Origin of the sequence: Nocardia sp. NPDC056100 (genome assembly GCF_042266325.1) — a bacterium.
Taxonomy (GTDB): Bacteria; Actinomycetota; Actinomycetes; order Mycobacteriales; family Mycobacteriaceae; genus Nocardia.
The window spans coordinates 322,699-342,536 of sequence record NZ_JBHJVY010000003.1 but is presented as its reverse complement, the minus strand read 5'-3'; the positions used below and the strand labels follow the sequence as shown (position 1 = coordinate 342,536).

18 protein-coding genes and 1 pseudogene are annotated in these 19,838 nt (G+C 65.3%); 7 read left to right on the top strand and 12 right to left on the bottom strand.

The features are described from left to right. Positions 1 to 25: 25 nt before the first annotated feature. Complete coding sequence (locus ACFC0O_RS23755) at positions 26 to 448, top strand: winged helix-turn-helix transcriptional regulator (RefSeq protein ID WP_375961287.1); 423 nt, start codon at positions 26 to 28, stop codon at positions 446 to 448. Here the strand turns inward: ACFC0O_RS23755 and ACFC0O_RS23750 are convergent. Together ACFC0O_RS23750 and ACFC0O_RS23745 are read right to left on the bottom strand one after the other, a co-directional pair. After that, positions 438 to 1,085 carry a class I SAM-dependent methyltransferase gene (locus tag ACFC0O_RS23750; protein ID WP_375961285.1) on the bottom strand — a complete coding sequence of 216 codons (648 nt, stop codon included), beginning with the start codon at positions 1,083 to 1,085 and terminating at the stop codon, positions 438 to 440. The genes ACFC0O_RS23755 and ACFC0O_RS23750 overlap by 11 nt on opposite strands. Positions 1,086 to 1,111: 26 nt before the next feature. Further along, a complete protein-coding gene (locus ACFC0O_RS23745) occupies positions 1,112 to 3,010 on the bottom strand; it encodes a DUF6301 family protein (RefSeq protein ID WP_375961283.1) in 1,899 nt (632 codons plus the stop codon). A gap of 62 nt (positions 3,011 to 3,072) precedes the next feature. On the opposite strand from ACFC0O_RS23745, the gene ACFC0O_RS23740 reads away from it, so the two are divergent. Both ACFC0O_RS23740 and ACFC0O_RS23735 read left to right on the top strand, forming a co-directional pair. After that, positions 3,073 to 4,842: a penicillin-binding transpeptidase domain-containing protein gene (locus tag ACFC0O_RS23740; protein WP_375961280.1), complete on the top strand. Its 1,770-nt coding sequence runs from the start codon at positions 3,073 to 3,075 to the stop codon at positions 4,840 to 4,842. A gap of 121 nt (positions 4,843 to 4,963) precedes the next feature. After that, positions 4,964 to 6,655, top strand: a complete 1,692-nt coding sequence (locus tag ACFC0O_RS23735) for a cutinase family protein (protein ID WP_375961278.1) — start codon at positions 4,964 to 4,966, stop codon at positions 6,653 to 6,655. A gap of 97 nt (positions 6,656 to 6,752) precedes the next feature. On the opposite strand, the pseudogene ACFC0O_RS23730 reads toward ACFC0O_RS23735, so the two are convergent. The 6 genes and pseudogenes from ACFC0O_RS23730 to rpsF form a co-directional block, all read right to left on the bottom strand. Continuing rightward, a pseudogene (locus ACFC0O_RS23730) lies at positions 6,753 to 8,033 on the bottom strand (LAGLIDADG family homing endonuclease); the annotation flags it as partial. 111 nt (positions 8,034 to 8,144) lie between these two features. Next, the gene (dnaB, locus tag ACFC0O_RS23725; RefSeq protein WP_375961276.1) at positions 8,145 to 9,539 is read right to left on the bottom strand and encodes a replicative DNA helicase; all 1,395 of its coding nucleotides are present in this window, start codon (positions 9,537 to 9,539) and stop codon (positions 8,145 to 8,147) included. 500 nt (positions 9,540 to 10,039) lie between these two features. Then, positions 10,040 to 10,495: a 50S ribosomal protein L9 gene (gene rplI, locus ACFC0O_RS23720; protein ID WP_364636585.1), complete on the bottom strand. Its 456-nt coding sequence runs from the start codon at positions 10,493 to 10,495 to the stop codon at positions 10,040 to 10,042. A 17-nt stretch (positions 10,496 to 10,512) separates the two neighbouring features. Further along, a complete protein-coding gene (rpsR, locus tag ACFC0O_RS23715; RefSeq protein ID WP_067567655.1) occupies positions 10,513 to 10,764 on the bottom strand; it encodes a 30S ribosomal protein S18 in 252 nt (83 codons plus the stop codon). A 55-nt stretch (positions 10,765 to 10,819) separates the two neighbouring features. Continuing rightward, complete coding sequence (locus tag ACFC0O_RS23710) at positions 10,820 to 11,386, bottom strand: single-stranded DNA-binding protein (protein WP_364636583.1); 567 nt, start codon at positions 11,384 to 11,386, stop codon at positions 10,820 to 10,822. A 104-nt stretch (positions 11,387 to 11,490) separates the two neighbouring features. Beyond that, positions 11,491 to 11,781 (bottom strand): 30S ribosomal protein S6, encoded by a 291-nt coding sequence (gene rpsF, locus ACFC0O_RS23705; protein WP_330185601.1) that lies wholly within the window; start codon positions 11,779 to 11,781, stop codon positions 11,491 to 11,493. A 169-nt stretch (positions 11,782 to 11,950) separates the two neighbouring features. Between rpsF and ACFC0O_RS23700 the strand changes: the two genes are divergently transcribed. Further along, entirely contained in the window at positions 11,951 to 13,351 is a 1,401-nt protein-coding gene (locus ACFC0O_RS23700) for a glycosyltransferase family 87 protein (protein WP_375961271.1), read from the top strand. Between the two features lie 4 nt (positions 13,352 to 13,355). Here the strand turns inward: ACFC0O_RS23700 and ACFC0O_RS23695 are convergent, their stop codons facing one another. Continuing rightward, a complete protein-coding gene (locus ACFC0O_RS23695) occupies positions 13,356 to 13,913 on the bottom strand; it encodes a CGNR zinc finger domain-containing protein (RefSeq protein WP_375961269.1) in 558 nt (185 codons plus the stop codon). 88 nt (positions 13,914 to 14,001) lie between these two features. Between ACFC0O_RS23695 and ACFC0O_RS23690 the strand changes: the two genes are divergently transcribed. Continuing rightward, on the top strand, positions 14,002 to 14,907 hold the full coding sequence (locus tag ACFC0O_RS23690; protein WP_375961266.1) for a DMT family transporter: 906 nt from the start codon (positions 14,002 to 14,004) through the stop codon (positions 14,905 to 14,907). Positions 14,908 to 14,928: 21 nt separating this feature from the next. Beyond that, positions 14,929 to 15,891 carry a DUF389 domain-containing protein gene (locus tag ACFC0O_RS23685; RefSeq protein WP_375961264.1) on the top strand — a complete coding sequence of 321 codons (963 nt, stop codon included), beginning with the start codon at positions 14,929 to 14,931 and terminating at the stop codon, positions 15,889 to 15,891. Position 15,892: 1 nt separating this feature from the next. Here the strand turns inward: ACFC0O_RS23685 and ACFC0O_RS23680 are convergent, their stop codons facing one another. From ACFC0O_RS23680 to ACFC0O_RS23670, 3 genes are all read right to left on the bottom strand, one after another. Continuing rightward, positions 15,893 to 16,486: a Tellurium resistance gene (locus ACFC0O_RS23680; protein ID WP_375961262.1), complete on the bottom strand. Its 594-nt coding sequence runs from the start codon at positions 16,484 to 16,486 to the stop codon at positions 15,893 to 15,895. An 84-nt stretch (positions 16,487 to 16,570) separates the two neighbouring features. Continuing rightward, the gene (locus ACFC0O_RS23675; RefSeq protein WP_375961260.1) at positions 16,571 to 17,683 is read right to left on the bottom strand and encodes a DUF475 domain-containing protein; all 1,113 of its coding nucleotides are present in this window, start codon (positions 17,681 to 17,683) and stop codon (positions 16,571 to 16,573) included. 106 nt (positions 17,684 to 17,789) lie between these two features. Beyond that, positions 17,790 to 18,365, bottom strand: coding sequence for a TerD family protein (locus ACFC0O_RS23670; RefSeq protein WP_375961258.1), 576 nt, complete (start codon positions 18,363 to 18,365; stop codon positions 17,790 to 17,792). A gap of 212 nt (positions 18,366 to 18,577) precedes the next feature. On the opposite strand from ACFC0O_RS23670, the gene ACFC0O_RS23665 reads away from it, so the two are divergent. Next, positions 18,578 to 19,777, top strand: coding sequence for a hypothetical protein (locus tag ACFC0O_RS23665; RefSeq protein ID WP_364636570.1), 1,200 nt, complete (start codon positions 18,578 to 18,580; stop codon positions 19,775 to 19,777). Positions 19,778 to 19,838: the final 61 nt, after the last annotated feature.

Below are 19,838 nucleotides of genomic sequence, written 5' to 3'. Positions count from 1 at the left end.
CACTAAATAGATCCCGAGGTACCCGATGGATACCGTCTTCGACGTGGAAGAATCCACCAACCTGGTGGAGGACTATCTCAAACGCTGCCCGGCACGTGATGTGCTGGCGGTGCTGGCCGACAAATGGGTGCTGTTGGTACTGGGCGTACTGCGCGCGAACGACGGCCCGATCCGCTTCAACGAACTGCGCCGCCGCCTCGACGGCATCACCCAGAAGGTGCTCACCCGCACCCTGCGCGATCTGGAACGCGACGGACTCGTGCGCCGCGCGGTCTACCCCACCGTGCCGCCGCGGGTCGAATACTCGCTCACCCCGATCGGGGCCGACCTCGGGCGGCTCACGCATGCCATGGGGCAGTGGGCGCTGGCGCACGTGGACGAAATCACCAGCGCCCGAGCCGAATTCGACGAACGCGCGGCGCGCCCGGTGGAACCGCTCAGTTCTTGACGGCCAGCAGATAGCCCTGCGGGGTGCGCTCATCCTCGCGGGCGGTCCGGGACATGCGCGCGGTCACGGTGAAACCGAGCTCCTCCAGGGTCGCGGCGAGCGTATCGGGAGCCCAGCGATAGGACGTGGTGACCTTGTGGTCGTACTCCTGGATACCGCGCGAATCATCGGCGGCCTGGAAACCGAACAGGGCGTGACCGCCCGGGCGCAGCACGCGCGCGAATTCGCCGAGCAGCGCCGGGATTCGGTGCGGCGGAGTGTGAATGATGGAGTACCAGGCCACGATTCCGCTCAGCGACGCATCGGTGAGATCCAGGTTCTCCATGGAACCGATCTCGAACCGCAGATGCGGCAGCGCGGATTGCGCGCGGGCGATCATCTCGGGGGATAGGTCCAGGCCGAAGACATTGAGCCCCAGCACATCCAGATAGCGTGCGGCCCGGCCCGGACCGCAACCCAGATCCGCGATCAACCCCGGCTCGGCATCGGCGGCGCGCACCGAGGCGGCGAACATGTCCAGCATGGCCCGATCGAAGGGATTCTCCTCGATGCCCTCCCGGAAAGTGTTCGTGTACAGCTCCGCTACCTCGTCATAGCTTTCTCTGGTAACCCGGACATCGTCGATCTCGGTGGTCATGGCTCAAACTCTATGGCCGCGCACGGTCAGAAGCCGGTAGCCCCCGTCGACGGGGTGCGCAGATCGTGATCTTCGGTGCCCGACCGCACCCGCAATACCGTGTACGGGCCCATACGGGTGCGCAGCGGCCACAGCGCGAACTCCACGAAATGCCGGAAATCGCGGTACAGCGCGGGCCGATAGAGGCCGCACCGCCATACCGGGCGCGCCGCCTCGGGGCGCTGCCAGCCGTTCGCGCGCATCAGACCGGTGATGCGCGGATGCAGGCCCAGCCCGGCCTCGGCGTCCAGGCTCACCCGCAGACCGTCCGCATCGCGGTGGAAATGCGCGGTGCCGCGATCACCGGCATCGACGGTGGCCTCGGCGTTCTCGGGCAGCTCCGCGACCACCACGGCGAGATCGTCGAAGAACTGCCGCCATTCGCGTTCGGCGGCGCGGCGGGCCGTCTGCTGCTGTTCGATGATCAACTGGCGGCCGCGTTCGGCCGGATTCACCAGGTACAGCTCGACCGTATTCTCATCCGGCACAATGCCTATGGCCAGATTCTTCGACGCCCACACCGGGCCGTGCGCATGCCGGAGCGTGCCGTGCACGGGTGCGCCCAATTCTGCGCGCAGACCCTCCACCGCCCGAGTCACCGCCGCCGTCAACTGGTCTCGCACCTCGGCGGGCGGACCCTCCTCGTACAGCTGGGATTCGATGCTGTCGCTGAGGGTGATGCACACCGCCTCCAGACGGTCGCCGCCGTAGCAATAGCGAGCGCGCGAATGATCGATCCGCAGTTCGGTTTTCGCGTGCACCACGCGATCCGACGGACCGGGGTCGCCCTCCAGCCGCCAGCCCAGGCGCTCGGTGAACGCGGCGATATCGGCGCGCGACCAAGACCAGTCGAAAGCCTTTGCCGCACGCGCTATTTCGATACCGCCGGGCACATCCACGCGCAGCGGGCCGATATCGAAACCGTACGGGGCGTTGCTGCGCAGGAACTCCGCGCGCTGCGTGCGCGCGGTCGCGTGCGGCGGAATGCCGAGCGGGGCGACATCGAGATCCTCGCCGCCCTCCACCCAGGCGTCCGCCACCAGATCCGTCACCGCGCGCACCTCCAGAATGCGCAGCGCCTGCACGGTATCGGCCGCGAAATGACTGACGGCGGTGCGCCCGGCATTGCGCGGCAGGGTGCGCCACCAGTTCGCGTCCTCGGAGGGCTTCCAGCCCTGCGCCATCAGCTGATCGTCCACCTCGACGCCGTATCGCCAAGTGGGATCGATGAATTCGCTGCGACTGAGCTCACTGGTGAACTCGCCCGGCTCCACCGCGAATTGCACGTAGCGACCACCGGGCGCGGTCACCACCATGCGCGCGTCGGTGGTCAGCGACTCCAGGTATTCGGCCAGATCCTCGGTGAAGCGACCCCAGCCGCCCAGGCCCGCACGCCTGCGCGCGCCGTCATGCCGCTTATCCATCCAGAAGCGCTGATCGAGCGGATTCACCAGCATCAGATCCACGGTTTCCGGGCCGATCGTCAAGCCCACCAGCAGATTCGGGAACACCCAGGACGGTCCCTCATCCGGCCCCGCACCCGATTCGGGCTCACCCCACACCTCGGCGAACGCGGCGCGCACCCGGGCCAGCGCGTCATCGAGCAGATCCCGATGCGCGGTCGCGGGACAGTCCGAGACCGGCACCCGCACGTACTGGAGCCGTCGCCCACTGCCCCAGAACATGGCCGAATCCCACCAGATATTCAGGCCGGTCCGGGAGAACACCGCACCGCGGCGCATGGTGCCCACCGGCTCCGGGGTATCCCACCCCACCCGGCGCGCGAAACTCCGGACATCGGTGGCATCCCAGCCCCAGACGAACCGCACTGCGGCCCGGACGATCTCGATAGCGCCCGCACTGTCCACCCGAACCTCGAAACCCACGTGGCGACAGTAGCCCCGACAGGTCCGTGCTTACCACGTGATCGCCAGGTACCGTCGGGCCAATGCGCACGGGAACCAGACTGCTCGGAATGGTCGTCGCAACCGGCCTCGCACTGACCGCCTGCTCCGGCGATAAGACCGCCGACCATATGCAGGACGCGGCCAGCGGGTTCGCCGATGCGCTCAGCCGCGACGATGTCACCGCCGCGGCCGCCGCCACCACCGACGGCAAAAAGGCCACCGACACCCTCACCGGGCTCTACGACGCACTCGGCAAGGATGTGAAATTCCAGGTCGGCAAGGTCGAGAAGACCGACGGCGGCGGAACTTTCACCCTCACCGGCACCTGGAAACTCGGGAAAGACGGCCACAACGCGTGGACGTACACCACCAACGGACAGCTCGACGATACGAGCGACGGGTGGAAGATCCACTGGAATCCGGCCACCGTCGCGCCCGGGCTGGATATCGGGCCGCTGTCGTACAGCGCCGTGGATCCCGCGCCCGCCGCGCGCATACTCGACAGCACCGGTGCGGAATTCATGACACAGCAGGTCGTCACCCTCGTGAACCTGTCACCCGGGGTGGACACCGCGGCCGTCGCGGCGCTGCTGCAACCCGTCGCCGCCGATATCACCGCGGCCTCGCTGAATACCGAACTCGCAGGTGCGCAGGGCAAATCGATCACGGCCGTCACCCTGCGCGCGGCCGATATCGCGCCGATTCAAGACGCGCTGGCCGCACTGCCGAATGTCACACTGGCACCGCAGAATCGGCTGCTGACCACCGACAAGGCCCTCACCTCACCATCCTGGTCCGGGCTCAGCGACCTCTGGCAGCAGGAGAACGACGCCGCCGCTGGCTGGGCGGTCCGGGCGCGCGGGACCGACGGGACACAGCGGGTCGGCGGACAGGACGCCAAGCCGGTCAATGACATTCGCACCACCCTGGACCCGGCGCTACTGCGCGCCGCCGAAGGCGCACTAGCGCCGATCCCGCAGGCCGCGACCATCGTGGCACTGCAACCGTCCACCGGCGACGTGCTCGCCATCGCGCAGAACGCGCCCGCCGACGCCCAGGGACCGATCGGACTCACCGGGCTCTACCCGCCCGGCTCCACCTTCAAGACGGTGACCGTCTCGGCCGCACTGCAATCGGGCGCCGTCACCCCCGACACCGTGCTGCCCTGCCCGGGCACCGAGAACATCGAAGGACGGCAGATCCCCAACGACAACAACTTCGACCTCGGCAGCGTGCCGCTGCACACGGCCTTCGCGAAATCCTGCAACACCACCATGGGACGACTCGCGGTGAACCTGCCGCCCGACGGACTCACCGATGCCGCGAACCAATTGGGGCTCGGCATCGACTATGTGACGCCCGCGCTGACCACCGTCACCGGCAAGGTGCCCGTCGCCGACACCTCCGCGCTGCGCGTGGAAGAGGGCATCGGACAGGGCAAGGTCACCGCCACCCCCTTCGGCATGGCACTGGTCGCCGCCGCGCTCGCACACGGATCGCCGCCGAATCCGGTGCTGGTGCAAGGCCGTCCCGGCACCCCCGACCACGCCGCCGCACCACTGCCCGCGGGCATCGCGGACCAGATCAAAACCATGATGCGCGAGACCGTCACCTCCGGCACCGCCACCCAGCTGGCGGACATCCCCGGACTGCTCGGCAAGACCGGAACCGCCGAATTCATCGACGACAAACACGCGCACGGCTGGTTCGTCGGAATCTCCGGCGATCTCGCGTTCGCGGTGTTCATCAATGACGCCGGATCATCCACCCCGGCGGTCGACGCGGCGGGCCGGATGCTGCGCGCGCACTGACCGCTAGCTGCATAAACGGTAGCCGCAGTAACGATTCCCTTCCCCATTCCGACGTCCCCGGTGAATCACGGCCCGTCGGGGGGCCTATCCATCCACCGGAATGGGAATGGGAACCGGGACATTGGCTCTTCGAACTTATTTTGCGCGCATTCGATCGTTCCTCGGAAAGAACCGCCGCACCGCGATACCCGTTGCGGCACTCGCCGCACTCGGGCTGGTCGCGGCCATCGCGGCCTCCTGGGGTATCACCTCGAAGCCGGGCACCACCGAGACGCAGCTCACCTCATCGGTCATGGACTGCCATGACATGGTGACCATTTCGGTGGCCGGACGCAACGACACCCCGGTCTCGGGCACCACCGCCATGCTGGTCGACCGCAACGGCAACGAACTGCCCGCCGCGCTGTCCGGAGACCACAAGAGCGAATGGCTGGACCCGGTCGTGAACGCGGGCAGCAATGCCGTCGGCTCCGATTCCAACGCCGCCATCTACATCGCCTATCCGGCCAACCTGAACTCGGAAGAGGCCGCCGTCACCGCCGGCGTCGCCAACACCGAGAAGGTCATGCGCGAAATCTCCTCGGTCTGCCCGAACACCAAGTACTCCATCGTCGGCTACAGCGAAGGCTCGGACGTGGTCCGCCGCGTCGCCATGCAGATCGGCAACTCGCAGACCGATATCGATCCCGACAAGGTGCTCGGCGTCGTCATCCTCGCCGACCCGGGCCGCAAGGCGGGCGACGGCACCTTCATCGGCGCCCAGGACCCCAACCACCCGGACAACTTCGACACCAACTACGGCGGTAAAGGCGCGGGCGGTCAGGGCGCACTGCCCGACACCGGCGGCGACTTCGGCAAGCTGAACGGCAAGATCGCCTCCTTCTGCTCCGACGGCGACCTCACCTGCTCTGCGCCGCAGAACATTTCGCTGCTGCAGCTGGCCATCAACGTCGGGCGTCAGATCAATGTGGACTCGCTGCAGAACGACGGCCTCACGCCCGCGACCGGTCAGGATGTGGCCGTCAAACTCGGTGATATCGCGCTCAAGGCGTTCCAGTACATCGGCAACAACCCGAACTGGATGAAGAGCGACGAAACCTTCCTGCAGGTGCTGCTCAAGGTCTCCGCCCCCACCTACAAGCCCGGCGCCGCCGCCGTCACCGCCGGACCCGTCTCCGCCGGGGACAGCGTCGCCACCAACGACATGTCGCCGCTGGCCTACCTGCCGCAGAAGGTCTTCAACGAGATCGTCGGCCTGATCGTCACCAACACCAACACGATCCCCGTCATCCTCAGCGACCCGTACCAGCAGACCCTCGGCCCCGACCACACCGGTCACCACTTCGACTACTGGAAAGACGCTGACCAGGCCAACGGCAAACCCCTCACCTCCGCCGAATACGCCGCCGCCTGGCTCACCCACCTGGCACAGCAGGCCCAGAAGGGCGAACCGGTGACCACCGCCGCCAAGCCCGAACCGGCAGACCTCGCCGCCGCCTACAAGGCCGCCAAGCCCACCGTCGAATCCGCCTCCACCACAACAACTTCCCCGACCAAGGCCTCGGGCACCACCACCCCCGGCTCAACCACCCCGGCCACCACAACACCGGGCACCACAACCCCGGGCACAACCACCCCCGCCCCGGTGACAACCACGCCCACCACCCCGGCTCCGACCACCGTCGCCCCGACGACCACGGATTCCGTACTGGCCCAGGCCCCCGTCACCACCACCCCACCCGCAACCACGGCACCCACCACCACAACAACCGTGCCGCCGACCACCACGGTCACCACCACCCCCAACCGCTAACCCGAAGTCCTTACCGCACAATCGAATACGACAATGCCCTCCTCGGATTGCTATCCGAGGAGGGCATTGTCACGATCACCGACTACAACGGGCTTGACGAGTCTCGAACCAAGATTCCTTGTGCGACATAGTTGTGAGTGCGGGGGACACTGCAGAAGTAGGCGTCTTGTGCACCGAAACTGGATATTTCGATGATTCGGTCCCAGAACACCTCACTGTTGGCAAACATCTCGATCTCGGCGTTGTCGAGGATTGCCGCAGCGCGAGCCAAACGGGCGCGGCTCGGTGAGCGCTTCCAAAGGGCGGAGCCGCAGAACTGTGAACCCATCGCTGACTGAAATGCGCGGTGGGTCACCTTCTGATCGGCCAGCGACTCCCGGACTTTGGACCAAATTTCCTTCGGAACCGTATCCACATTGGTGTTTCGCTGAACCGACTCCAGTTCCATTAGCGCAGCAGCTGCAGACCGACCACGGGCACCATGAACACCTACGTCCTCGAGAAATATGGTCTGGTTCTCGGCACCGTCGATCTTGAGATGCCAGCAGTCGCGATAGCCGTCCTTGCGAGCGATATTGATCCGACCATGAATGCCACGCCGGAGCAGCAGGTTGTTGACGTCGTCGATCAGCCGACGACTAGTGGAGGCGTAGTAGATACGTGCCTGGCGGGTCTTCGCATCCCAACGGACCGAACCATCTGTCGCCCAGAGATGCTTCAGAAACAGTGCAACCTGATCATTCCGCGTCGCGAAAACGCGATCAGGAACGAACTTCTCATAGCTTCGCAAACCGAACAACCCCAACTCATCGAGCCACGCGGCGATCGGGTTCCTGCGGCCGTGCGTCAATCGATATGGCGCGGGCAGTCGAAGTGTCGTCACCCTCGCTGCCGCGTATTCATCGCGTACAGCGGTGACTCCGAAATGGGAGGCAGCTGTGGTCACAGCCGCCAGATTCTCCTCGTCGATACTGGCATACCGAATCGGCTGACGTTTTACACAGGACCCGTCACCGATCATGTGCGCCAGCAGTATCACCTCCGCATCAGGCATGAGCTGGGGCCGGTTGGGTTCCGGTACCCGCCTCGGTATAGCGATGCGGTCGTCAGTGTTCAACTGCCCAAGCGCAGCCCAGCCTTCTACGGTCAGTAGCGAGGCACCGCCGGTCAGGTGCAGCTCACGGCCGGAAGCAAGGCGAAGGCTGAAGGTCTCACACCTACCGCGCTGGAATACATCAACTAACGGCCGGGCAACCATGCGCATGTGCTCATCGAGTGACCAGACAAGAGGTTGCTCGCGGCTGCACAGCAGCTCACCCAACGAAACCTCGTTGCCTGTGTCGGCGCGCAGAATTCGCGTCGATTCCGGCATACAGCCAAACTGATTGATACGTGACGAATCCACCGAATCCCCCCTTGGTTACGGTTACTGTCGATATCTATTATCGACCCATAACCGATTCTTTTGGGGTGGAATAAAAATATTGGATTAGCCCCTGGCCATATCGACGAATCGACTCAGATGCAGCTGATGGGCGACGGTGATAGTCGCTGTCGGACCATTTCGATGCTTACCTACAATAAGGTCCGCTTCGCCACCGCGAGGGTCATCTCGCTCGAATGCATCGGGGCGGTGTAATAGGATGACCATATCGGCATCTTGTTCCAGAGATCCACTCTCGCGAAGGTCGGAAACCATTGGTCGCTTATCGGTTCGCTGTTCCGGACCACGGTTCAACTGACTGATAGCGATAACCGGGACTTCCAATTCTTTGGCCATCAGTTTGAGGCTTCGGGAGAAATCCGAGACTTCTTGCTGGCGGGATTCCACCTTTTTGCCGGAGCTCATCAGCTGGAGGTAGTCGACCACGATGAGGCGCAGGTCGTGGCGCTGTTTCAGGCGGCGGGCCTTGGCGCGGATTTCCATCATGGTGAGGTTCGGGGAGTCGTCGACGAAGAGCGGGGCTTCGCTGATTTCACTCATGCGGCGGGCGAGGCGAGTCCAGTCGTCATCGCTCATGCGACCCGATCGCATATCGCCGAGTTTGATTTTCGCTTCGGCGGATAGGAGGCGCATGACGATTTCGGTGCGGCTCATTTCCAGGGAGAAGATGACGCTGGCCATTCCATGCTTGATGGAGCAGCTGCGCATGAAATCCATTCCCAGGGTCGATTTACCGACACCGGGTCGGGCCGCGACGATGATCATCTGGCCGGCGTGCAGGCCGTTGGTCAGTTCGTCCAATTCGGTGAAGCCGGTAGGGACGCCGAGGGAAATGCCGCCGCGGCTGGCGATGGAGTCGATTTCGTCCATTGTTGGCTGCAACAGCTCTTCAAGAGGGAGGAAGTCTTCGCTGGAGCGGCGTTCGGTTACTTCGTAGAGTTCGGCTTGGGCGCGGTCCACGACCTCGGCTACGTCTTGGCCGTCGGCGCCCGCGTAGCCGTATTGGACGATGCGGGTGCCCGCTTCGACGAGGCGGCGCAGGACGGACTTCTCGGCGACGATTTCGGCGTAGTAGCCGGCGTTGGCGGCGGTGGGGACCGTTTGGGTCAGGGTGACCAGGTACGGGGGGCCGCCGATGCGCTTGAGCTCGCCGCGGCGATCGAGGGTCGCGGAGACCGTCACCGGGTCGGCGGGTTCGCCGCGGCTGTAGAGGTCCAGGATGGCGTCGTAGACGGCCTGGTGCGCGGGGCGGTAGAAGTCGCCGGGGCGAATGACCTCGATGACGTCGGCGATGGCGTCCTTGGACAGCAGCATGCCGCCCAGGACGGATTGTTCGGCGGCCATATCGTGCGGGGGCTGGCGGCCGAAATCCTCACCGGGGGCTTCGCGGTACTCGGAGGGTCCGTTATCGTCGTGGCCGCGATCGTCGATGACTGCCATCTCGACCGTCCTCTCTCCTCCGGCCCGGATTCGACATCCCTCACCGTTCTACGCCTGCATACCGACAGATTCGGGCTGCCACGCGGCGGGCGAACGCGCGTGGTGATGAGGACAACGATGCGAACCTAGGCGACCGAACAGGTACTCGCCAAACCGACCTGTGGATACACCTGTGGATAAAGTGGGTGTTGTTCACCAACCGTTGTGCACCCCCTGTGGATTACTTGGGGACAACAGTCGGCGGGATCGTACAACCGCCAGGTAGTGGTCTATTTCTCACTGTCGGCAACTGTGGATCAAAACGTTCCGGCGTGTCGCTGGACGTCCACCTTCGGGCGTGTTCGGTGAACAGCGGCGAACCAGTTTGTGACCCGTCACACAAAGCGGAAGGTTGGTTTGTTCAACCATCCACAAGCCGGCACACAGCGATGCGCAGAAAAGAATCGGAGACCGCCCTCGCACCCGGAAGTACGAAGGCGGCCTCCGTTCTGACGCCGAAATTACTCGGCGGCGTTGACCTGCAGGTCGAACTTGGCAGCCACATCGGGGTGCAGGTGCACCACGACGTTGTGCTTGCCGGTGCTCTTGATGTGAGCCTTCGGCAGCTCGATGCTGCGCTTGTCCACAACCGGACCGCCGGCGGCCTTGATGGCGCCCGCGACGTCGGCGGTGGTGACCGAACCGAACAGCTTGCCGGTGCCCGCGGTCTTGACGGACAGCGCCACGCCGGTCAGGCCCTCGAGGGCCTGCTTCAGCTCGTTGGCGTGATCCAGGTCGCGCACCTTGCGCGCGTCCTGGGCACGACGGATGCCGGCAACCTGCTTCTCGGCGCCACGGGTGGCGACGATCGCCAGGCCGCGGGGCAGCAGGAAGTTACGGCCGTAACCGTCCTTGACCTCAACGGTGTCGCCGGGCGCACCGAGGTGATCCACATCAGCAGTAAGGATCAACTTCATTGCTGTGTCTTCCCTTCTCAGCGAGCCGTGGAGACGTAAGGCAGCAGTGCCACCTCACGAGAGTTCTTGACGGCAACGGCGACGTCGCGCTGATGCTGCACGCAGTTACCGGTCACCCGGCGCGCGCGGATCTTGCCGCGATCGGACACGTACTTGCGCAGCAGCGCGGTGTCCTTGTAGTCGATGTTGACGGTGCCGGTCTTGGCTTCTTTGCAGAATGCGCAAGCCTTCTTCTTCAGCACCTTCTCGCGTGCCGGTGCTTTGGCCATGGGTTTTACTCCGTAATTCTGGGGGAGCTCTCAGGCTCCCTGCGAAAGCCGTTGTCTAGAACGGCGGTTCATCGTCCATCTGCTGCCCGCCCCCGAAGGAGCCGGCCGCGGGCGCACTGCCCCACGGGTCGTCGCCGGCACTCTGGCCGCCACGACCTCCGCCACCACCACTGCTGCCACCGCCGGAGAAACCGCCGCCGCCTTGGCCGCCACCCTGTCCGCCGCCGCCCGAGAAGCCTCCGCCGCCACCGCCACGGGTGGTTTTGTTGATCTTCGCGGTCGCGTACTTCAGGGAGGGACCGACCTCTTCGACCTCGAGCTCGACCACTGTGCGCTTCTCACCCTCGCGGGTTTCATAGGAGCGCTGCTTCAGTCGTCCGCTCACGATCACCCGAGATCCACGGGTCAGGCTCTCGGCGACATTCTCCGCAGCTTCTCGCCAGATGTTGCAGCGCAGGAAAAGCGCTTCGCCGTCTTTCCATTCATTGGTATTACGGTCGAACACACGGGGAGTCGACGCGACCGTGAAGTTCGCGACGGCCGCACCCGCGGGCGTGAATCGAAGCTCGGGGTCAGCCGTCAAGTTTCCGATGACGGTGATGACCGTGTCGCCTGCTGCCATGGTTCCTCCTGCTATCCGGTGCAGTCCGCAGTGCACTCGCCTGTTGCGCTCAGCCTAGAGACACAGACCGACGCATTGTGAGCGCACATGCGGGAGGGCAGGACCTACTTCTTGCCGAGGCGCAGCACCTTGGTGCGCAGCACCGACTCGTTCAGTCCCAGCTGGCGATCGAGCTCGCTGACCGTGGCGGACTCGGCGGTCAGCTTGACCACCGCGTAGATGCCTTCGGCCTGCTTGGCGATCTCGTAAGCGAGACGACGCTTGCCCCAGATGTCGACGTTGTCGACCTTGCCGCCTTCTGAACCAACCACGCCGAGCATGGTGTTCAGGTTCGGGCCAACGGTGCGCTCGTCCAGACTCGGATCGAGGATAACCATCACTTCATAATGACGCACGGACCTCATCACCTCCTATGGGCTTAAACGGCCACGGACGATCCGTGGCAGGAGGGTTCGTTGCGTCAGCAACCCGCCAAGGCTACATGAGCGGCTGTGAGCAGCGAAATCGGGCCCGGACAAGGGTTTGCCGGGCCGGAACCCGGCCGAGCCGCTTAGGGTGGTGGCCATGTTGAACCGACCCGTCGGCAATGAGCCGGTCGCCGACCGCGCGGTCGCGGACCGTTCATCGATGGGGTTGATCGCCGTACTGGTGTGCGCGGTCACACTTTTGGTGGCCTATTTCAACAAGGCGCGCTGTGCGGGCGCGCCGTTCAATGAGTTCGGCCGCAGCACCATCTTCGATTCGGTCAAGGATTCGAACGTCTGTTACTCGGACATCCAGTTCCTGTGGCTGGGCCGCGATATCAACGAGCACATCTTCCCGTACCTGACCGGTGGTATCACCCCGGACGGCGCGCTCACCGGCGGTGCGGTCGAATATCCGGTGCTGAGTGGGCTTTTCATGTGGCTGGGTGCGATCGGCGCGCACGATGACGCGGCGTTCCTGCTGCATTCGGCGCTGCTGCTGGCGCCGTTCGCGCTGTTGACCGCGTACATGCTGGGCCGGATGGGCGGGCGCGCGGCGCTGCTGTGGGCGGCCGGTCCGCCGCTGATCCTGTACGCCTTCCACAATTGGGAACTGCCGGTGGTGTGCACGGCGGTCGGCGCGGCCTACATCGTGTCCACGATGACGCGATATTCGTTGCGGGCGCGCGGAATCGCCGCCGCGGTACTGCTCGGCATCGGGTTCTGCCTGAAGCTGTATCCGGGAATCTTCGTGCTGCCCTTGCTTTTATACGTGCTGGTCGGTGAGCCGCGGCCGGGTGAGGACGCGCGGGTGCCGCGCCCCTTCGATGTGCGCGGCGCGCTGCTGGTGGCGGGGACCGCGATCGTGACCGTGATCGCGGTGAATCTGCCGTTCGCGCTGGCCGGTTATGAGGGCTGGCGGGCGTCGATCACCTTCCAGCAGTTGCGGCAGGCCGATATCACCACGAATTCGATCTGGTACTGGGGTCTGCGCCCGGTGTTCGGCAATACCGCCGCCGATGAGGCCAACTTCCAGGATGTGGTGTCGGCGGCGTCTCCGCTGCTGATCGTGCTGGCGTTCGCGGTGGCGGGCTGGCTGGGCTGGCGGCAGTTCGCGGTCACCGGGCTGTACCCGTGGATCGGGGTGAGCGGGGCCATGCTGTGCGGATTCCTGCTGTTCCACAAGGTGCATTCACCGCAGTACACGCTGTGGCTGATTCCGTTCCTGGTGCTGCTGGAGGTGCCGTGGACGCTGGTGGGGGTGTACCTGCTGGCCGATGCCGCGATCGGGATCGGGGTGTTCCGGTACTTCTACGCGCTGGGTTCCGGGCATGCGCCGGAGCTGGCCGAGAATGTGGTGCAGTTCGGGGTGTGGGGCCGGGCGGTGTTGCTGCTGGTGTTCTTCTTCCTGTTCATTCGGGCCAGGCCGCGCGTAAGGGATAGCGCGGCAACGCGATTCGAGGAGAATCCGGCGCCGGTGCTGGCGTATTCGGCGCTCTGAGCGTCTAATGCGCTGCCGCGGTATCGGTTTCGGTGCCGCGGGCGCGAAAGGCCGCGCTCTTGGCGCGATTTCCGCACACGGTCATATCGCACCAGCGCCGCGATCCGGCGCGTGAGGTGTCGACGTAGAGGCGGGTGCAGTCCGCGCGCCCGCATTCGCGGACCCGGTTCCGGGCCGCGCCGCCGACCAGTTCGATGGCCGAGCGTGCGATCGCGGCGAGCACGGATTCGCTTGTGCCGCTGCGCTGTACGCCCCCGGCGGCCGTGAGTTCGACGCCGGGCAGCGGGCCGCGCGCGATGTCGTTGACGAGTCGCCGGTCGGCGTCGTCGATCGCCGCGCCGTCGATGACGGCCAGGGTCATGCGCCAGGTGGCTTCGCGCAGTGCGGTGGCGCGCTCGAGTTCGGCGGCGTCGGCGGTCGGCGCGCTGTCCAGCAGTTCGGCCGCGACGGCCCATGCGCCCAGGTCGTCCGGTGTTTCGAGGAGGTCCTCGAACCGGGCGCGCCGGGCCTTGACCGTGCCGATGAAGTCCAGTGCCAGATTGCCGCTGACGAAGGTGAACATGTCTTCCACAATAACCCCCTTGACAGGTTACTGGTAGCGGGTGAAGTCTGATAACCGTCTTAAGGGGTTACGCCGACGGGAGATGGCCATGCCGGACCGATTCATGAACGGGGTCGTACAGCCGCTGTTCGTCCTCATGTGGAGCAGCGCGTTCATCGTCGGAATCATCGGCGTGGGCGCGGCCCCGCCGATGGTGGTGCTACTCGGCCGCTATGCCATCGCCGGACCGCTGCTACTGCTGTACGGCCTTGCGGTACATGCCGTCTGGCCGCGCGGACGACAGCTGCGGCACGTCATGATCGCCGGTCTGCTCATGCAGATCGTGCAGTTCGGCGCCTTCTACACCGCCATGGGCGAACACGTCTCCGCCGCCGTCATCTCCCTCATGCAGGGCCTGAATCCCGTTGTCATCGCGCTGTTCTCGGGCGTGCTGGGTGAGCATGTCAGCAAACGGCAGTGGCTCGGATTCGGCATCGGCGGCGTCGGTGTGGCCTTCGCGGTCAGCGATCAATCCAATTTCTCCTGGCTGGGCCTGCTGCTGTGCGTCATCGGACTGCTCGGCCTGAGCCTGGGCACCGTCTACCAGAAGAAATTCACCCCCACCGTGGACTCGCGCGCCGCGACCGCGGTGCATCAGCTGGTCAGCGCGCCCTTCGCCGGACTGCTGGTGCTGGTGAGCGGCGACTTCCACATCAGCGATCCCGGCCGCTTCGGCATCGCCCTCACCTGGATGGTGCTGATCAACTCGATGGGCGCGTTCCTGCTGCTGAACGCCATGCTGCGCCGCTGGGACGCCACCCGGGTCGGCCGCCTGTTCTTCGCCACCCCGGTCACCACGGCCGTCCTGGCCTGGCTTTTCATCGCACAACCGTTGCACCCCTTGACGATCGCGGGTCTGGCCGTCGGCGTCCTCGGCATGATCCTGGCCGCGCGCAAGGCCCCCGCGCCCCGGCCGGAACCGATCGTCGCCGTGCCGGAGCCGGTGCGCGCCTAGATCACCCGGCAGACTGTGCGCATGCTGCACCTGCGGATCACGGCCCCCGCCACCATGACCGATGACATCCTCGGCGCACTCGAGCACGACGACGCGGTGACCGGTCTCGCGGTCTTCCGCGGCGTCGCGCTCAAACCGCCGGGTGATGTGGTGACCGCCCAGGTGGCGCGCGAGGCCGCCAATGACGTCGTCGACCGATTGCGTGCGCTGAAGGTGCATCGTGAGGGCAGTATCGAGATCGAACAGGTGGGAACCTGGTTGTCCCGCAGCGGTTTCGACGCCGAGGTCCGCACCCCGGGCAGCAGCGCCGATTCGGTGGTGTGGGCCGAGGTGACGCAGCGGTCCTATGACGAGACCGAACTGAACTGGACGTTTCTGAGCTTCCTGACGCTGGCGACGGTCATCGCGAGCATCGCCATCATCACCGATTCGCAGATTCTGACGGTCGGTGCGATGGTGCTCGGCCCCGAATTCGGCCCGATCGCGGCCCTGGGTGTCGCGCTGGTGCGTCGTCGATTCGTGCTGTTGCAGTTGGCGATTCGCACGCTGGTCAGCGGTTTCGTGATCGCCATCGCGGTGACCATCGGGCTGGCGCTGCTGGGCCGGGCGCTGGGCTGGATCACCCTCGACGATGTGATCGGCCCGCGTCCCGGCACGGCGTTCATCTACACCCCGGACAAGTGGTCGTTCATTGTCGCGGTCGTCGCGGGCGCGGCCGGGGTGCTGTCCATGACCTCGGCGAAATCGGTTGGCCTGGCCGGGGTTTTCATCTCGGTCACCACGGTGCCCGCCGCGGGCAATATCGCGCTCGGGGTGGCGTTCGGTGACGGTTCGACGATCTGGGGCAGTGTGGCGCAGCTGTTCCTGAATGTCGCCGGTATGGCGCTGGCGGGCTGGGTGACCCTGGCGGTGCAGCAGTCGGTGTGGTCGCGCATATCGGTGCGGCGATCCCGGCGGCTGACCGCGCAGCGCCGCATGCTCTGACCTATTTGCTGCCCGCCTGCCATTTCATACCCCAGCCGTAGGCACGGTCGATGGCGCTCTGATTTCCGTTGATGTACTGCACTTCTCGATGCACGGTGAGTCCGCCGCCGTTGTTCTGCAGCAGTGCGATGGCGCAGGAGCGCGCGCCGTCCACCGGTGAGTCCAGGCGTACCTCGACCTCCGGACCGGAGGTGGGGTACAGGGTGACGACGCCGTCGGCGGCGGCCCAATTGGGTACGCCCTCATAGATGAACGCGAAGATCAGAATCCGCCGGAAGGCGTCCGGGCGTGCGAGGTCGATGTGCATGTTCTCGCCGCCGGAGGATTCCCCGGTGCGGTCGTCGCCGTCGAGTTGGATGAAGGGCGCGGAATGCAAAGAGCCGAAATTGTTTCCGACCGCCTGCACCACGCCTTTGCTGCCGTCGGAGAGTTCCCACAGGCAACCGAGATCCAGGTCGATCGCACTGGAGCGTTTGAAGAATCCGCGCCGCGCCCCCTGCGACCAGTTCAGGTTCACCCGCAATAACCCTTGGCTGTCACCGGGTTTGGTGAGACTCACCGACGGTGCGGCCTTGGACAGCGTGACCTTGCTCATGACATTCCCCCCTCAGGGATTGAAACGACACCGCGCCCGCCGCGCGAATTCGCGTGACGGGCGCGGAAAGTGGAGTTACGTGGTTCAGGCTACCGGGGTGGGTTCCTGGGTCGTCACGCTTTTGGAGTCGTCGTCATCGCCCAGCCGGCGATTGCGAATGATGCTGGTGATGAACGCCGCTCCGATGAACGCCACACCCACCAGGCCGGTGATGACCTCGTTGATGTGCACGCCGATGGAGACCAGCAGGATGATCGCCAGCGCGCCGATGGCCCAGTGCGCGCCGTGCTCCAGGTACACGTACTCGGACAGCGTGCCCTTGCGGACCAGGAACACCGTGATGGACCGGACGAACATGGCGCCGATCAGGCCCAGGCCCAGGGCGATCAGGATCGGGTCCGAGGTGATGGCGAACGCGCCGATGACACCGTCGAAGGAGAACGAGGCGTCGAGCACTTCCAGGTACAGGAACAGGAAGAACGCGGCCTTACCGGTGGCCTTGACGACCCCGCTGGGCCCGGATTCGGCGCCCTCCTCGAGTTCCTCGGTGTGGAACATCGATCCGAGTCCGTCGACGAGTATGTAGGTGACCACGCCCAGGATGCCGGACAGCAGTACGGTGCCGCGGTCGTCCGCGTCGGCAATCCATTCCGCGGCAATGACAATGGCGACCAGGGTGAGCACCACCGAGAGCATGTCGAGCTTGCCGAGCTTGGCCAGCGGCCGCTCGATCCAGCCCAGCCAGGTGATCTCATGCTCTTCGAGGATGAAGTTCAGGAACAGCAGCAGCAGGAACGCGCCACCGAAGGCGGCGATCTGCGGATGCGCGTCGGTGAGCAGCTTCTCGTAGGAGGCGCTGCCATCGGGGAAGGTGAGGGCGCCGTCCGCGGGCGGGTTCATCGCGAGATCGAACGCGCGCTTGGGGTCCAGGCCCGCGGTGACCCACACGATGGCGAGCGGGAAGACCAGGCGCATACCGAAGACGGCGATGACGACGCCGACGGTCAGGAAGATGCGCTGCCAGAATTCGCTCATTCGTTGCAGGACACTGGCATTGATCACGGCGTTGTCGAACGACAGCGACACCTCGAGGATGCCCAGGATGGCGCACAGTGCCAGCGCTGTCGGACCGCCGTACAGGAATGCCGCGATGAGCGACACCACCGTGACGAGGATGGAGAGGCCGAATATACGCACCGCTAGGGGGCCTTTCGTTGTGCCGGAACCGCTTGAGGATCGGGTGATGCTCGCACGAGGAGGGGCTCATGCACCCGAGCCCCCCTGGCGCGTCGAAACTATTTGATTAGACGTTGACGCCGTAGTCGCGGGCGATACCGGACAGACCGGACGCGTAGCCCTGGCCGATGGCCCGGAACTTCCATTCGGCGCCATTGCGGTACAGCTCACCGAAGACCATGGCGGTCTCGGTGGAGGCGTCCTCGGTGAGGTCGTAGCGGGCCAGTTCGGCGCCGTTGGCGCGGTAGACCACGCGGATGTAGGCGTTGCGGACCTGGCCGAAGCTCTGGCCGCGCTGATCCGCCTCGTAGATCGAGACCGGGAAGAAGATGGACTCGATGGTCGGCGGGGTGGCCGCGAGATCGATATTGATGATCTCGTCGTCGCCTTCGCCCTCACCGGTGAGGTTGTCGCCGGTGTGCACGATGGAGCCCTCGGGCGAGGTCAGGTTGTTGAAGAACACGAAGTGCTTGTCCGACACGACCTTCTTGTCGGCGCCGGTCGCGATGGCGCTGGCGTCCAGGTCGAAGTCGCTCCCGGTGGTGGTCCGCAGATCCCAGCCGAGGCCGACCGACACGGCGGTGAGGTTCGGGGCCTGCTTCGTCAGCGAAACATTGCCGCCCTTGGACAAACTGACACCCATGCGGGAATCCCTTCCGTTGGAAAGCGTTCAAACGTTCTTGTAGCGCGGCATGTCCGAATTGCCGGGGTCCGCAGGTACGACCCTAGTAGTTTTCCGCGAGCTTGTGCATGAACAAACCGAGGACATCCACCGGCACCAGCCTGTCACGCGACATGTCACCGGGTTCATCGTCACAGTCGCCCCGGGTGTGAACGGGCACCTAACATCGGGGCGTGGCAGGCCGTAGACGCGGATGGTTCCGCTCCGCACCCCCGAACACCGAATGGGTGGCGCAAGCCCGGACGGCGCTGACCGCGGCCTTCCTGGACATGGATACCCGGCAGAGCATCGCCGAGAACGCGGTCGCGGCATCGGCACAGGTGTTTCCCGAACGCGGGATGGCGGCGCAGTGGGATCGGGTGCGCGCCCGCTGCTATGACGCCGCGGGGTCCTATCTGGCCCTGAACGAGCGGCTGGACCAGGCCGAACGGGACGGCGGCATGATCCCGCAACCCGAGATCGAGGCGCAGGTGCGCAAGCTCGCGGATGCCGCGCGCGGGGTGGACGAGTTCTATCGCGGCAATCAGGCGCACCTCGAACACGCAGTCGCCATCTACGGTTCGGTGCCGCAATTGGTGGCGCAGGTGCGGTCGGCGGCACAGCAGGCGCGGCAGGCCGCGGACGCGTCGCCGTTCACCGGATATCCGTCGGTGCTGCTGTCCAAGGCGGCGGTGGATGAGGGTCTCGTCACATTGGAGGCGGCGGCCGCGGCCGGTGTCGGGGCCACCCGCGAGGCCGCGACGGAGTTGGACAATCGCACGCGCGCGTTGTCAAGGGCACTGGAAGACGCACCGGGCAAACAGCATTCGGCGACCACCGCATTGGCATCGGCGGGTACCCGGCTGGCGGCGGCCCAGCATCGCACCGAGCGACTCGCCCCGGCGCTGTCCGCCCTGCTCCGGGAGTTCAACGCTGCAAGTTCGGCGGATTTGGCGAACAATGAGCGGCAAGCCCACCGAGCCATCGACGCCGCAGCCGCGGAACTGTCCCGGGCCCGGGCCGCATTGCAGAACAACGACCCGGAGCAAACGCTTGAGTTGACCACATCCGCCCGCGGGCACCTCGCCTCCGCAGAGGAGCAGGCCGACGCTGTCACCGACCGGTTGACACTGTTGCGCGAGGTCCGCGAGAAGCCACAGGAGAAGGCCAAGACCGTACGGTTCAAACTGCGCGACGCGCAGATGCTGGCGGTGAACAACGGTCTCGTCCCCCAGTGGGGTTCGGTACTGGATGCCCAGTCCGAACGCCTGGATCGGGTGGTCGCCGGGCTCACCGGCCCGCATCCGGACTATTGGGCGTATATCTCCGAACTGGACGCCATCTCGGCGTTCCTTGCGGGTGTTGTCGAACGCATGCGAAATACCGATAGATAAACCGACCGAACAGTAGGAGGCACGGGGGACGATGACCGCGATTATCAGCACCTATCCGGAA